This is a genomic window from Paenibacillus apiarius (assembly GCF_017052585.1).
Classification (GTDB): domain Bacteria; phylum Bacillota; class Bacilli; order Paenibacillales; family Paenibacillaceae; genus Paenibacillus_B; species Paenibacillus_B apiarius.
The window spans coordinates 43,264-56,328 of record NZ_JAFFHZ010000002.1 but is presented as its reverse complement, the minus strand read 5'-3'; the positions used below and the strand labels follow the sequence as shown (position 1 = coordinate 56,328).

Genomic DNA, 13,065 nt, shown 5'->3' with positions numbered 1-13,065 from the left:
AAAATCTCAAGGTTATCTTTACTTTTTCTTAGGAAATTAGCAATTTAATATTAAAAAACGGCTCGTTCTTACGCGGTAGACTTAAAACCGTAAGAACGGGCTTTTTTCGTTTCGCCAGAGAAGGATATGACAAGTTATACGTGGATTAAAATACAAGGCAGGTGCTCACATAGGTAGAAAAAGAGTGACACAAATATTCCCTTTCCTGTTGCCGGTCAGGGTAATGCAGCGGAAAATGTGTTTTTATGCCGGGATGCGGTTTGATGGCCGCCGCTACGCGGAAACCATTGACGGGAAGCAGCTTCCTTATAAGCTCTTTGAAGCGGGCTGCGCGTTATACAACGGCAATACCGGCTTTGATATGGCGTATTAGGAAAACAAGGTGTTTAACCTGAAGCTGGCGGCAAAGACACTGAACGGCCTTTTGATAAGACCGGGCGAAACCTTTTCCTTTTGGCGTCTTGTACGCCATGCGGACAAGCATATTCCCTATAAAGACGGTCTTACGGTGACAAATGGCAAACTCACTACCGCGCCGGGCGGCGGCTTGTGTCAAATGAGCAATCTGCTGTTTTGGATGTTTCTGCACACGCCGCTGACGGTCACCGAGCGGAGCGGCCACGAGGTCAAGGAGTTTCCCGAACCAAACAGTGACGAGATCAAAGGGGTGGACTAACAAATGTAAAATCTGCTATCCCCTGCCGGAGAACGTGGAAATCAAGGAGGCGAAAAAAGTTTGAAATAATTACGAATTAGCCGGAATCGAAAAACGGTACAACAAAGCAGACCGCCGGACAGCGGCCTTGAAAAAAGGCCTGGAATCAAGTGGCAGGAGCTGTAATTAAATAACCCTGCCGCTGAAGGATAAAGATGGCCTCATCCACAGAAACCTCACGGTGAGCGGGCGGCTTGTCCGCTGCGGTAGAGGTCAGGATTGTAAGGTTCATTCTTTTTGAGAATGTTGTAGATATGTTTCAATTTACCGCGATCGGCATCCCCGTTTTATTTCTTATTGGTGCCTTTCGCAGAAAGGAATGGTCTTAATTATGAAAAACATCGGCATTACCATTTATGGATGTGAGCAGGATGAGGCTGATGTGTTCAAGGAACTTTCGCCGCGCTTTGGCGTTATACCTGCCATTACAAGCTCTGCCGTATCAGAAACCAACGTAATGTTAGCCCCTGGAAATCAATGTATCAGCGTGGGGCACAAATCTGAGATTTCCGAATCCATTCTTCTTGCGTTGAAGGAATCCGGCGTCAAATATATCTCTACTCGAAGTATTGGTTACAATCACATAGACATGAAGGCCGCGGAAAGTATGGGTATTGCTGTCGGGAACGTGACATATTCACCGGATAGCGTTGCCGATTATACATTGATGCTGATGCTCATGGCAGTACGCAACGCGAAATCTATTGTGCGCTCTGTGGAAAAACATGATTTCAGGCTGGACAGCGTCCGTGGCAAGGTACTGCGCGACATGACAGTCGGCGTGCTGGGAACCGGTCATATAGGCAAGGCGGTTATTGAGCGACTGCGGGGATTTGGATGTCATGTGCTGGCGTATGGTCACAACAAAGAGGCGGCGGCAAATTATGTGTCCCTCAATGAATTGCTGCAAAAAAGCGACATTCTTACCATTCACGTACCGCTTAGCGCGGACACATACCATATGATCGGTCGCGAACAGATTAAAGCAATGAAACAGGGCGCGTTTCTTATCAATACAGCGCGAGGCGGGCTTATAGATACCGATGTGCTGGTTAAAGCATTGGAAAACGGAAAACTGGGCGGCGCCGCATTGGATGTATTGGAGGGAGAGGAAGGGCTTTTCTACTTTGATTGCACACAAAAACCAATTGATAATCAATTTTTACTGAAACTTCAAAGGATGCCGAACGTGATAATCACGCCGCATACGGCTTACTATACCGAACAGGCGTTGCGTGATACCGTTGAAAATACAATCAAGAACTGTCTGGAATTTGAGAGGAGAGAGACACTTGTATAGATTAAAAATAGCCATCCTGTTTGGGGGCTGCTCAGAGGAACATGATGTGTCGGTAAAATCAGCGAAAGAGATTGCCAACAACATTAACACAGAAAAATATGAGCCAATATACATTGGAATAACCCGATCCGGCGTTTGGAAAATGTGCGAAAAGCCATGCATGGATTGGGACAACGAAAACTGCCGTTCGGCAGTGCTTTCTCCGGACAAAAGAATGCACGGGCTGCTTGTCATGCGGGATAAGGGATATCAAATACAGCGTATAGATGCGGCATTTTCGGTTTTGCACGGCAAATCGGGTGAAGACGGCGCCATACAAGGTTTATTTGAATTGTCCGGCATCCCCTATGTAGGCTGTGATATTCAAAGCTCGGCGGTGTGTATGGACAAATCGCTGGCATACATCATTGCGAAAAACGATGGCATAGCTACTCCCGAATTTTGGGTTATTAATAAAGACGATAGGCCGGCGGCAGATGCGTTTACCTATCCTGTTTTTGTTAAGCCGGCGCGTTCAGGCTCATCCTATGGCGTGAAAAAAGTCAATGGCGCGGACGAATTGGACGCCGCAATTGAATCGGCAAGACAATATGACAGCAAAATCTTAATTGAGCAGGCTGTTTTGGGCTGTGAGGTCGGTTGTGCCGTATTGGGAAACAGTTCCGAGTTGATTGTTGGCGAGGTGGACCAAATCAGGCTGCAGCACGGTATCTTTCGTATTCATCAGGAAGCCGAGCCGGAAAAAGGCTCTGAAAACGCAGTTATAACCATTCCCGCAGACCTGTCGGCAGAGGAGCGAGGACGGATACGGGAAACGGCAAAAAAAATATATAAGGCGCTCGGCTGTAGAGGTCTTGCCCGTGTTGATATGTTTTTACAAGATAACGGCCGCATTGTACTTAACGAAGTCAATACCCTGCCCGGTTTCACGTCATACAGCCGTTATCCCCGTATGATGGTCGCTGCAGGTATAACGCTTCCCGAACTGATTGACCGCCTGATCGTATTAGCGTTAAAGGGGTGATAAGCATGGAAAAGGGATTTGTTTTTTTAGATGAAATATTGCACGGTGTTCGCTGGGACGCCAAATATGCCACATGGGACAATTTCACAGGGAAACCAGTAGACGGATATGAGGTCAATCGCATAGTGGGAACACATGCCTTAGCCCTTGCGCTGCTGAAGGCGCAGAAGCAAGCGGCGGCTCTTGGGTACGGTTTGCTGTTATGGGACGGGTATCGGCCCAAACGTGCGGTAGATTGCTTCCTGCGTTGGTCCGAACAACCGGAAGACAACCTCACAAAAGAAAGATACTATCCGAATATCGAGCGAACCGAGATGGTTTCAAAAGGATACGTGGCTTCAAAATCAAGCCATAGCCGCGGAAGCGCAATTGATCTTACGCTTTATCGATTAGACACGGGTGAGCTTGTACCAATGGGGAGCGGATTTGATTTTATGGATGAGCGTTCACACCATGCGGCAAAAGGGATTGCAAGCATGGAAGCGCAAAATCGCAGACGTTTGCGTTCCATCATGGAAAACAGTGGGTTTGAACCATATAGCTTCGAATGGTGGCACTATGTATTAAGAAACGAACCATACCCCAATAGCTATTTTGATTTCTCCGTTAAATAAGCTTTTAACCGTTGCACGGGCAACCTATATAATGCTATCTCTTTCGGCACGGAAACCGTCGTTTGCAACTGGTTTGTAGGGAATTTATATATAGTAGATAGTATTGAAGATGTAAGGCAGGGCGATATTGCGGTCATTATAGGCAAATCCGGCGAGGCCGAAATAACCGCCTGTGAAATTGCGGATCAAACGGGCGGTGTGGAGTACCGCCCATCTATTCGTTCAGTCTTGTTTTTCAGGCTCATCTTGCCGCAGCGCCCGCAGAAGGCTTCGGGTCGTGGTAATCGCAATCTTCTGCTCACGTTCGCCGCAGGCCAGCAATTCGCGGATCAATTGCTCCAGTTCCGCTGGGTACCGGGAGGAACAGGCCGCCCTTGCCGGCCATATCCTGGAGGCGCTCTGCAGCCGCAGCCTTTCTCTGTCCGAGGCCGGCGTCGAGATCGGAAAGACCCACGCCTACCTGATCGCCGCCGCCCTCGCCAAGCGCGGGCGCGTGGGCGATTTCTGGCTCAAATGCAAATATCCCGGCATGGCGTATATTGCCGAGATGCCCGTGGTGGTGGCCACGTCCAGCATCGCCCTGCAGAAAGCTATCGTTAAGGACTACATACCCGAAATCTCCCGCGCGCTGACCCAGCGCGGCATTATCACCAAGCCGCTCACTTAAGGAGGAAACTGAAAATGAAGAAGTGGGGTTTTTTATTGTTATTTTTATTGTGCTTAGGTTTTGCCTTCATTAATAAAGCACTGTTTTTTCAGGATAAAGTAGAGATTCAAAAATATGATCAAAATCACAAAGATAATATAGATAACATAGAGAATATAGGGACCCCCTTAAGTATCCAAAAGAAAGAGATTGCAAAAGAACAGATCTATCAAGGAAATCTGCTCTTAATCAACAGTAAATATCCTATTCGCCAAGAGAGTGTGAAATCAGATATCGTAAATTTATCTAAACATAATGAATTGATAAATGGATACGGGTTGCTTAATACGAATATTTATCTGTCAAAAGGAATTGCACAAAAATTTTCAGAGATGATCAATGATGCTGTAAAGGAAGGGGTTAGTCAATTTTTTATTAATAGTGGCTATCGTGACTTTGATGAGCAAAGTGTGCTTTACCAAGAAATGGGGGCTGATTATGCCTTGCCAGCAGGTTATAGTGAACATAATTCAGGCTTATCACTTGATGTAGGATCAAGCTTAACGAAAATGGAGCGAGCACCTGAAGGAAAGTGGCTGCAAGAAAATGCCTGGAAATACGGCTTTATATTACGCTATCCTAAGGATAAAACTGATGTTACTGGAATTCAATATGAACCATGGCATATCCGTTATGTTGGTTTCCCTCACAGCGCGATTATGAAAGAAAAGAATTTCGCTCTAGAAGAATATATGGATTTTTTGAAGGAACAGAAGTCCATTACGACTACAATAGACCACCAAGTCTATAAAATCTTTTACTATCCTATCTCCCAAAATACAACGATCCCTGTGCCTGCGAATGGCCAGTATGAAATTTCAGGCAACAATATGGATGGCGTGATTGTGACAGTGTATTCTGGTAAGCGAGACTAAGTTCCGACGGACGAGGCTCGGGCGGAGAGGAACGGATGAACGGCGGAAGCAGGTTGAAGAATTGGGTTGTTCGGGCATTTTTTGCCTCCTATATGTACGCATTATCCAAAATCATCGTGCTCAAGTTTGGCCCGACAGACGTCGAGTTTCTATGGGTACGGCTAATGCGAAACTCGACCAACCCGGAATGTATTGCCGCCCGGCTGCATGCCGGCAATCTGATCCCTTTGAAGGAAATTTCCAGGGCGAGTGATTCGATGTCGGGGCACAGCCTTTTGAACTTGTTTGGAAATGTTGGGATCTTCGTCCCTTTAGGCATTTTCCTCGGTGTTCTGGCGAAATCCGGCAAACTGACGTTGGCAGGGTCGTTTTGGAGCTCCTTGGGCGTAAGTCTCGTGTTAGAATGCACACAAGTTTTATTTTCGATCGGAACATTCGACGTCGACGACCTCATTTTGAATTCCATCGGAGGCTCAATCGGTTTTGTCGTTTATGCGCTGTGCGCGCTAGGCTGACGACCGCGGCATCCAGTGTTCCGAATGGGAAACCTGCCCGATAAAATCGGACGCGATTGCGGAATAAAACTTAGGTTTTTAAACGACTTTAATGCTAAAGCATACTTTATAAAAAATTTAACAACTTTATTTTACCCCCATCTAAACCAGGAGGGGGGATGCGTGTTTGGGGTGTTAAAATTAAACAAATTATTGCAATCTTGACATTTCCTTATGAAGCGATTCCACTCCTTATTGAATTTTTACAAAAGACCAACAATCACCAGCTTAGGAATGAAATCGCACTGTGCCTGAGTGATATTGGGGATGATGAAGTAGTAAAGCCGTTGATCGACATTATTAACCATCCAAAGAGATTAGGTAGTAGGGGTACACTGCTTTACGCTCTACAACCATTCGATTGCTCCCAGCACCTTGATTTTTTATTAAACCTATTGATAACAGGGAATTTTGAAGTTCAAGCGGAAGCATTTCAACTTATCGAGGCAATCAGGGGAAAATCCCAAAGGAAACGTTATCCAAAAGTATCGACCGAGTGAAAGACGAACTTTCTAAACTAGAGACTAAACAAGATCTGCTGTCCGAGACACTAAAACGGCTGTCTTCTTTCCAACCGATGTGACTAATATTTATATAAGGCATATTGTGCTAACTAGGTGCTTTTGTTCAATAAGTAAAAGACAAAAAAGGACCTAACGGTCCTTTTTGAATATGTTGCTAAACCTGTTTTCCATTTTAGAAAGACTTGTATTTTTTTCTGTGGGATTAGATTCTTCTGTATCAAAGAAGGATTCCAAATTTTCCAAACTCGTATGTTTCCTGTTATTTTTATCAAATTGGATTAAATTTCCTTCAACCTGGTTTTCTGCGTGAAGGTGAGAAAAAGCGCTTGAAACCATTTGCTGATTGTACAATTGTTCATAATGTTTTACCTGTTCTTGCAACCGCCGTATTTCATCATTTTTCATTTTAAGTTCTTCGCTGTCATTTTTTCTTCGGTCCAGTTCCTCTTTCAGTTTTTTAACCTCATTATAAATTAGTCAAAGCTTGCACATTTCTTGATTCATCCACTGCTTTTTGAAATAACTTTAACGCATCTTCATATTCATTGTTTTCAAGTAATTCAATAGCTTTTTGATTGATGTTCAATTATTTCCCATCCTTAAATTGTAGATAACTTTTATTTATAATTTACAATTTGTATATTTTTAAAGCAACTATTTTTCCGTTTCCACATCTCACGATCATAATTGATAATCGTTGCCATAAAGCTTTATACTTTATTGAGAATTCAGGCTTTGGGACCCCTTCCTTCTGATTCATCTATCCATGGACAATAAGGATTTCAATATCCTGATTTTTTTAAATTTATAGATTTCATAATTTTTAAGAGAATATATGGGAGGTAACAAAAAATGACCGAAGAAGTTACTACAACTGGCTGGGATGCCATTGATCAGGAGCTGTCGAAAATTTACGGGGAACAGGAGCCGAAACATTACGGAACGTACATGCCTTATGCACTCGGAGGCCCAGATCCATTGGATGGGATTAGTGCCTACAAGGCGGACAGGCCAAATCCTCATTGGCATTTTGTAACTTATGGATTTTCAGAGCTCTATGACAAGGAATCCGACAATACTGAGGATAGCGGATATGGGTTTGAATTGACATTTCGGCTAACCCGAAAGGAAGAAGAGGAAGAACCGCCGGCATGGGCGCTGAATCTGCTGCAAAATATGGGGAGATACGTTTTTAACAGCGGCAATGTTTTTAGAGCGGGTGATTATTTGGATGCGAACGGTCCTATATGTCTGGAATCCGATACCCAACTGACCGCACTAGCTTTTGTCAATGATCCGGAACTTGCTGCAATCGATACGCCAAATGGACGGGTACAATTTTTGCAGATGATTGGAATCACAGGCGATGAACTTGAAGCGATGCAGACGTGGAACACGCTTGGAGTGCTCTCGACTGGTTTACAGTACATGCCGTATTACATAACAGATTTAGAGCGTGCTTCTCTTCTTCGGATTTCTGCCGTTTCCGAGGCTGTACATACAGGGATGGAACAAGAAGGCTCAAACACCGGCTTTTTATTTGTGAGTCAGCTGGCTTGGGAGCCGGGTAAGAAGGGTTGGTTAAGTAAGACTCCATCCACACTCAAGTTAGGGGCCAAGCAAGCTGAAATCATCGGAAAACTGCTTCGCGGGCGTATTATGAAAGGTAACAAACTGAGCCTGGTTGGATCTGGCGTCCGGGTTGTTTTTGATCCGGGTGAGAAGCCAGGATGTATATCTGGAGAGGACGAAGTCCGGTTTGTGCTGGATGATGTGACGGCCGCCGAGTTCAGTAAGAGGTTGCTTCCGAAGGAAAGCATATTTGAAATCCCTTCTTTAAAAGGAATCGCCATTCAAATTGTAAAAACCAATATTACAGACAATGAAGGGAACGTTGTAAAGGTCATCGGATAACAACTTATTATACACATTCGATGGACCAACACTATCAGACAGTCGACTTGGAATAAACCGGATCGCAGCAGGTCTGATATGGACAATGCTTTACGCGCCGAGAGATGGACACTTTGAAAAAAGTGCCTTTCTCGGGTTCTTTGCGTTTAAAATTAAATGTAAACCAAAAAATCGGAATATGAACATGCGATATACCGAAGCATAAATCAAACAACTTGAAGCGTAAGATTTATGATGCAAGGTAGCAAGATCTTTCCATCTTTTTTCTGAGGAATCGAGAATGAGGGGTTGAACGATGAAAAATGCCAGATCAGCGGCGAAGATGGCAAGGCATAATGTAATTCTAGATGCGGTTACGGAGTTCCTGGTCGAGAGGATCATAGCATCAAAACGGGAAACCCTGATAAGGAGGTATAGTATTTGGCACAGCAAAGTGAATGGACCATTACCAATGTTCTTACAGGCGAGCAAACGGAGCAAGCGGCAGGCATTTACTACGAGGCCTTCAAGCATAAGTTGAAGTATTTGTGGCTGTTTACCGACAAGCCCCGGCAAGGCATCGCTTTTCTGACTAGAACCCTCACGATTAAGAAAGGATTTTATGCGCTTAAAGAGGGTAGGGTGATCGGAATCGTCGGGCTGCAGAAGGATAAGGAGCCCTATATCCACGTTACATGTAAGTCTTTCTCGGAGTCGTTCGGCTTGTTTGGAGGCGTCTGGAGATATGCTGCTTATCAAATCTACAAATTTTTCGACGGGATCCCTAAGGAGAACGAGCTGCGGATCGATTCGATCGCGGTTGCAAATGAGGCAAGAGGGCTGGGAGTCGGAAGCGGACTGCTGCACAAAGTGCTGGTGACCGCGTCGGAAATCGGCAAAACAAGCGTTGTCCTGGAAGTGGTCGATACCAACCCTCAAGCTCGGAAGCTGTATGAGCGAATCGGATTCGTCCTTACCGGCACGGAGAAATTCGGATTTCTTACAGCGAGGGCGGGTTTTACGGCAGTCCACTATATGCGCAAGCCGATTGTGCAGCAGACGATTTCTGGTTAAAAAATAACCCGAAAGCATCGGAACCGTCAAAATAGATATGAATATATGAACAGCGCCAATTGAATGGTCAACCATTCGGTTGGCGCTATCTGTTTTTTTGAATCGCATTTGGACGACTGTCACAATTCGAAGATTTGGATTGTTATATAGGATGAAAGCGCAAGGGAGGTGAACCTGTGGCGTTTAAGCCGTATTTATATGAAGCGCTGACACGAGATCATCATAAATTGTGGTCAATTATAAATAGAAGAGGGAGAGAAAATTATGAGGAAGAAATGGAGAGTCGGAATCATGCTGCTGACGATCATGTCTTTGTTAAGCGGCTGTTTCGGGAAGAAGCAAGTACTGGAGCCACTGCAAGCGGGCACGATCAAGGTTGTCTATCAGGATGAAGATGCGTTCTACCGCGATTACGGAAAACTTTTTAATATGAAATACCCTCAGATTGAAATTGAAGTCATCAGCCAAACTGAAATGTTCCTAAACCTGCCAAATGGAGGAACTATTGATGACTTTTATGCAGAAAGGAAGAAGTTCTTGGAGAAGCATAAGCCAGATGTATTGCTGCTGGATGAGCTCCTGTTCGAGACTTTTGCACAAGAAGGAAAACTGTACAATATTGAAGCGGCCATCCAGCAAGATGACTATGATATTGAAGGATTCATGCCTGGTCTTATCGACAAGATTAAAGCGAGGGGAGAAGGGAAGTTGTATGGGTTGGCCCCCCATTTTGAGAGGGAAGTACTGTATTACAATCGCGCATTATTCAAGGAGCATCATATCGAACTGCCAACCAACAAGATGAGCTGGCAGGAATTGTTCGATTTGTCCGGAAGATTCTCCAATGTTGGATCGGGCGACAATCCAGTGTATGGATTGTATGAGGCTTTCGGTGATCCCGGAAGGTTAATGTACCGGATCGGCTCTTCCTCCGGGCTGAGGCTGTTCGATCCGAAGGGAGAAAAGGTGCTCATTAACTCAGACGGCTGGAAAAATGCAATCAAGCTGGCAACAGACGCAGTGCGCAACAAGTCCCTATTTTTTCACCCTCAAGATCAGATTTATAGTCAGAAGGAGCCCTTTTTCAAGGGACAAGCTGCGATGATGTTCAATTCCCCATTTCTTACGTTAGAGTTAAAGCAGCGTCCAACTTATGTAGAGGGAGAAAAGGAGATAGATTGGGGAGTGGTTACAACTCCAGTAGCTCCTTCGGATGAATCTGCGAGTATAACTTTGCCAGACATTTATGCGGTAGCTGCCGATTCCCAGAATAAGCGAGCGGCATGGGAATTGGTCAAGTTCGTGAATGGAACGGAAATGGCCCAGGCCTATTCGCGAACGATTAACGGAAAATTGCCTACACGCAATGGCTATATGAAAGAAATTAATGGTAAAAGCACAGAAGCGTTCTATCTCCTGAAGGTGAAGGAAGCAGAAGGGATGTGGGACAATAAAAATGTGCCCAGAGAATTTTCCAGCTTATTTGATAAACCATTGTCAGAAGAGCTGCAAGCTGTCATCGATAATAAGAAGACGATAGACGAAGCGGTTGCCGAGCTGGAAACAAAGGGGCAAGAAACGCTGCTAAAAGTGCGAGAAGCGAAGGGAGTCCAAGAAGGCAAATGAGCTGGAGTAAACCGCGTATTGACAGCATAAATAGAAGAAGGAGAATAAAAAGCGTGCGGAAGAAATGGAGAGCCGGAATCATGCTGCTGACGATTATGGCTTTGTTAAGCGGCTGCTTCGGAGGGAAATCAGAGCTGGAGCCATTAAAAGAGGGCAAAGGGAAGATCAAGGTCGTCTATCAGGATGAAGATGCGTTTTACCGGGATTACGGGAACTTCTTTAAAATGAAATACCCTGATATTGATATCGAAGTGATTAGCCAGACTGAGCTGTTTGCGAACTTTGGACAGGGTGAATCTGTTGACTTTGATGAAGAACGGAGAAAACTATTAGACAAGTATAAGCCGGATGTCTTGTTGCTCGATGAGAGCATGTTCGAAGCCTTCACACAAGAAGGAAGGCTGTACAGTATTGAAGAGGCCGTTCAACAAGACAAATATGATATTGAAGGGTTCATGCCCGGACTTATCGACAGGATTAGAGCGAAGGGCAATGGGAAGCTGTATGGGTTGGCCCCCTATTTTGAAACAACCGTATTGTATTACAACCGTGAGTTATTCAAGGAGCATCATATAGAGCCGCCGAGAAACCAGATGAGCTGGAAGGAATTAATAGATTTGGCCGGCAGATTCTCTAATATAGGCTCGGAAGACAATCAAGTGTATGGATTGTATCAAGATTACGGCGGTCCCGAACAATTGATGTATGAGATTGTTGCTTCCTCCGGGCTGAGGCTGTTCGATGTGAAGGCAGAAAAGCTGCTCATTAACTCGGACGGCTGGAAGCAGGCCATTAAGCTGGCAACAGATGCTGCGCGCAACAAGTCTGTATACATTCCGCCTCAAGATGGGAATGGCAACCGGCCGAATCACAGGTATGAGCTCTTTTTCAAGGGACAAGCTGCGATGACGTTGCATCGACCTTGGTTTACGAGTGAGTTGAGAGATATTCCACTCTATGACAAGACACTAAAGAAAATCGACTGGGACATCGTTACAACTCCAATTGATCCCTCAACTCCAGATGAATCGGCGAAAGTGCGGCTGTCTGAAATTTATGCGATAGCTGCTGATTCCCATAACAAGCGTGCGGCATGGGAATTGGTCAAGTTCGTGAATGGCACGGACATGGCCCAGGCCACTTCGAAAACGAACAACGGAAAATTGCCTACACGCAATGACTATTTTAAGGAGCTTGAAGGGAGGAGCACAGAAGCATTCTATCTTCTGAAGCCGAAGGCAGTGTCTGCTTATGAAGGATTGTGGGGCAACAAAAATGTCCCTGAAGATTTCATTGGCTTATTCCGGCCTCTATTGTCAGAAGCGCTGCAAGCAATCATTGATAATCAAAAAACGCTAGATGAAGCGATTGCCGAGCTGGAAGTGAAGGGACAAGAAGCGCTGTTCAAAGCACATGAAGCGAAGAAAGCGGCCAGAAAAGCTAATTAAGGTAACATGAACATGTGTACAAAGTAATCCGTCAACGTGTTGAACGCTGTGACGGATTTTTCTTTACTCGTCTATCAACTCTAACAAGTAGTCCGTATACTGTTCCTCATTCATTCGTGAGATGGCAGTCGCCAGTTGTTCCTGCGCTTGAGCGGATGTTAATTTTCCGTAATTGTTATGGCTCATATTAGCCATCCGAGCTTGAAATTCGATACCGCTGTTCTCTTCAATGTAGCGAACCACATGCTGCATCGGCATTTTTTTAAGTGTCCATATACTGATTCCATTACTCATTTTATAGCCACCTCCAATTTCAAATCGTGTGTTTAACACCTATCATGCCCGATACGTATTCGATCATTCCGTTAGCCAAATAAAAGAGAGGTTGATGCTCTCTTTTATTATATATTATTGGAAAAATAAATATTTATTGCCATTTGCTCACTCAATAGATGCCGCAAGAGCCGCAATGGCAGAAAATTACGCTGACATACCGGCACATATGCTTTGGTTTGCCGGTTATGCAGTCATAATCTTTATTTGCGATATTAGCTTTCAGAAAAAGAATGAAAAGCGAATGTAAGTGAGCTGATTTGCAAAAAACTTCGTTGCAGGCCCAGCTCGATGCTCCGCCAGCTTTTTTTGAAGAGTATCAATTTAGTTCTTGTTCGCATCTATGGTGGAAAAGGTATAATAATTTTGCAGAAGTAAA

At 44.7% G+C, this 13,065-nt stretch carries 13 protein-coding genes and 2 pseudogenes; 12 read left to right on the top strand and 3 right to left on the bottom strand.

Annotated elements, in window-relative coordinates:
* Positions 1-169: 169 nt before the first annotated feature.
* The 8 genes and pseudogenes from JSQ80_RS26480 to JSQ80_RS26445 form a co-directional block, all read left to right on the top strand.
* Positions 170-673: pseudogene (locus tag JSQ80_RS26480) on the top strand (VanW family protein); the annotation flags it as partial.
* Between the two features lie 373 nt (positions 674-1,046).
* Positions 1,047-2,015, top strand: coding sequence for a D-lactate dehydrogenase VanH (gene vanH, locus JSQ80_RS26475; RefSeq protein ID WP_206097810.1), 969 nt, complete (start codon positions 1,047-1,049; stop codon positions 2,013-2,015).
* Positions 2,008-3,039 carry a D-alanine--(R)-lactate ligase gene (vanA, locus tag JSQ80_RS26470; protein ID WP_206097809.1) on the top strand — a complete coding sequence of 344 codons (1,032 nt, stop codon included), beginning with the start codon at positions 2,008-2,010 and terminating at the stop codon, positions 3,037-3,039. The genes vanH and vanA overlap by 8 nt, the downstream gene beginning before the upstream one ends.
* Positions 3,040-3,044: 5 nt before the next feature.
* Positions 3,045-3,653 (top strand): D-Ala-D-Ala dipeptidase VanX, encoded by a 609-nt coding sequence (vanX, locus tag JSQ80_RS26465; protein WP_206097808.1) that lies wholly within the window; start codon positions 3,045-3,047, stop codon positions 3,651-3,653.
* A gap of 277 nt (positions 3,654-3,930) precedes the next feature.
* Positions 3,931-4,320 carry a hypothetical protein gene (locus JSQ80_RS26460; RefSeq protein ID WP_206097807.1) on the top strand — a complete coding sequence of 130 codons (390 nt, stop codon included), beginning with the start codon at positions 3,931-3,933 and terminating at the stop codon, positions 4,318-4,320.
* A 14-nt stretch (positions 4,321-4,334) separates the two neighbouring features.
* Complete coding sequence (gene vanY / locus JSQ80_RS26455) at positions 4,335-5,234, top strand: VanY-A/VanY-F/VanY-M family D-Ala-D-Ala carboxypeptidase (protein ID WP_206097806.1); 900 nt, start codon at positions 4,335-4,337, stop codon at positions 5,232-5,234.
* Positions 5,235-5,269: 35 nt separating this feature from the next.
* Positions 5,270-5,749 carry a glycopeptide resistance protein VanZ-Pt gene (gene vanZ-Pt / locus JSQ80_RS26450; RefSeq protein ID WP_206097805.1) on the top strand — a complete coding sequence of 160 codons (480 nt, stop codon included), beginning with the start codon at positions 5,270-5,272 and terminating at the stop codon, positions 5,747-5,749.
* Between the two features lie 158 nt (positions 5,750-5,907).
* Complete coding sequence (locus JSQ80_RS26445; RefSeq protein ID WP_206097804.1) at positions 5,908-6,288, top strand: HEAT repeat domain-containing protein; 381 nt, start codon at positions 5,908-5,910, stop codon at positions 6,286-6,288.
* Positions 6,289-6,441: 153 nt separating this feature from the next.
* On the opposite strand, the gene JSQ80_RS26440 is transcribed toward JSQ80_RS26445, so the two are convergent.
* Positions 6,442-6,717: a hypothetical protein gene (locus JSQ80_RS26440; protein WP_206097803.1), complete on the bottom strand. Its 276-nt coding sequence runs from the start codon at positions 6,715-6,717 to the stop codon at positions 6,442-6,444.
* Between the two features lie 64 nt (positions 6,718-6,781).
* Positions 6,782-6,898: pseudogene (locus tag JSQ80_RS30220) on the bottom strand (tetratricopeptide repeat protein); the annotation flags it as partial.
* A gap of 266 nt (positions 6,899-7,164) precedes the next feature.
* Between JSQ80_RS30220 and JSQ80_RS26435 the strand changes: the two are divergent.
* The 4 genes from JSQ80_RS26435 to JSQ80_RS26420 all read left to right on the top strand — a co-directional run bounded on the left by JSQ80_RS26435 (position 7,165) and on the right by JSQ80_RS26420 (position 12,353).
* Positions 7,165-8,226, top strand: coding sequence for a suppressor of fused domain protein (locus JSQ80_RS26435; protein WP_206097802.1), 1,062 nt, complete (start codon positions 7,165-7,167; stop codon positions 8,224-8,226).
* 420 nt (positions 8,227-8,646) lie between these two features.
* Positions 8,647-9,279 carry a GNAT family N-acetyltransferase gene (locus JSQ80_RS26430; protein WP_206097801.1) on the top strand — a complete coding sequence of 211 codons (633 nt, stop codon included), beginning with the start codon at positions 8,647-8,649 and terminating at the stop codon, positions 9,277-9,279.
* A gap of 264 nt (positions 9,280-9,543) precedes the next feature.
* Positions 9,544-10,905, top strand: a complete 1,362-nt coding sequence (locus JSQ80_RS26425) for an ABC transporter substrate-binding protein (RefSeq protein ID WP_206097800.1) — start codon at positions 9,544-9,546, stop codon at positions 10,903-10,905.
* A 53-nt stretch (positions 10,906-10,958) separates the two neighbouring features.
* Complete coding sequence (locus JSQ80_RS26420) at positions 10,959-12,353, top strand: extracellular solute-binding protein (protein ID WP_206097799.1); 1,395 nt, start codon at positions 10,959-10,961, stop codon at positions 12,351-12,353.
* A gap of 63 nt (positions 12,354-12,416) precedes the next feature.
* Here the strand turns inward: JSQ80_RS26420 and JSQ80_RS26415 are convergent, their stop codons facing one another.
* The gene (locus JSQ80_RS26415) at positions 12,417-12,647 is read right to left on the bottom strand and encodes a hypothetical protein (RefSeq protein ID WP_206097798.1); all 231 of its coding nucleotides are present in this window, start codon (positions 12,645-12,647) and stop codon (positions 12,417-12,419) included.
* Positions 12,648-13,065: the final 418 nt, after the last annotated feature.

Bases quoted from the DNA above. Each gene is read 5' to 3' on its own strand.
- vanZ-Pt (WP_206097805.1), top strand. From the start codon at position 5,270: ATGAACGGCGGAAGCAGGTTGAAGAATTGGGTTGTTCGGGCATTTTTT.
- JSQ80_RS26440 (WP_206097803.1), bottom strand. From the start codon at position 6,717: ATGAAAAATGATGAAATACGGCGGTTGCAAGAACAGGTAAAACATTAT.
- JSQ80_RS26445 (WP_206097804.1), top strand. From the start codon at position 5,908: ATGCGTGTTTGGGGTGTTAAAATTAAACAAATTATTGCAATCTTGACA.
- vanY (WP_206097806.1), top strand. From the start codon at position 4,335: ATGAAGAAGTGGGGTTTTTTATTGTTATTTTTATTGTGCTTAGGTTTT.
- vanH (WP_206097810.1), top strand. From the start codon at position 1,047: ATGAAAAACATCGGCATTACCATTTATGGATGTGAGCAGGATGAGGCT.
- JSQ80_RS26435 (WP_206097802.1), top strand. From the start codon at position 7,165: ATGACCGAAGAAGTTACTACAACTGGCTGGGATGCCATTGATCAGGAG.
- JSQ80_RS26415 (WP_206097798.1), bottom strand. From the start codon at position 12,647: ATGAGTAATGGAATCAGTATATGGACACTTAAAAAAATGCCGATGCAG.
- JSQ80_RS26425 (WP_206097800.1), top strand. From the start codon at position 9,544: ATGAGGAAGAAATGGAGAGTCGGAATCATGCTGCTGACGATCATGTCT.
- vanX (WP_206097808.1), top strand. From the start codon at position 3,045: ATGGAAAAGGGATTTGTTTTTTTAGATGAAATATTGCACGGTGTTCGC.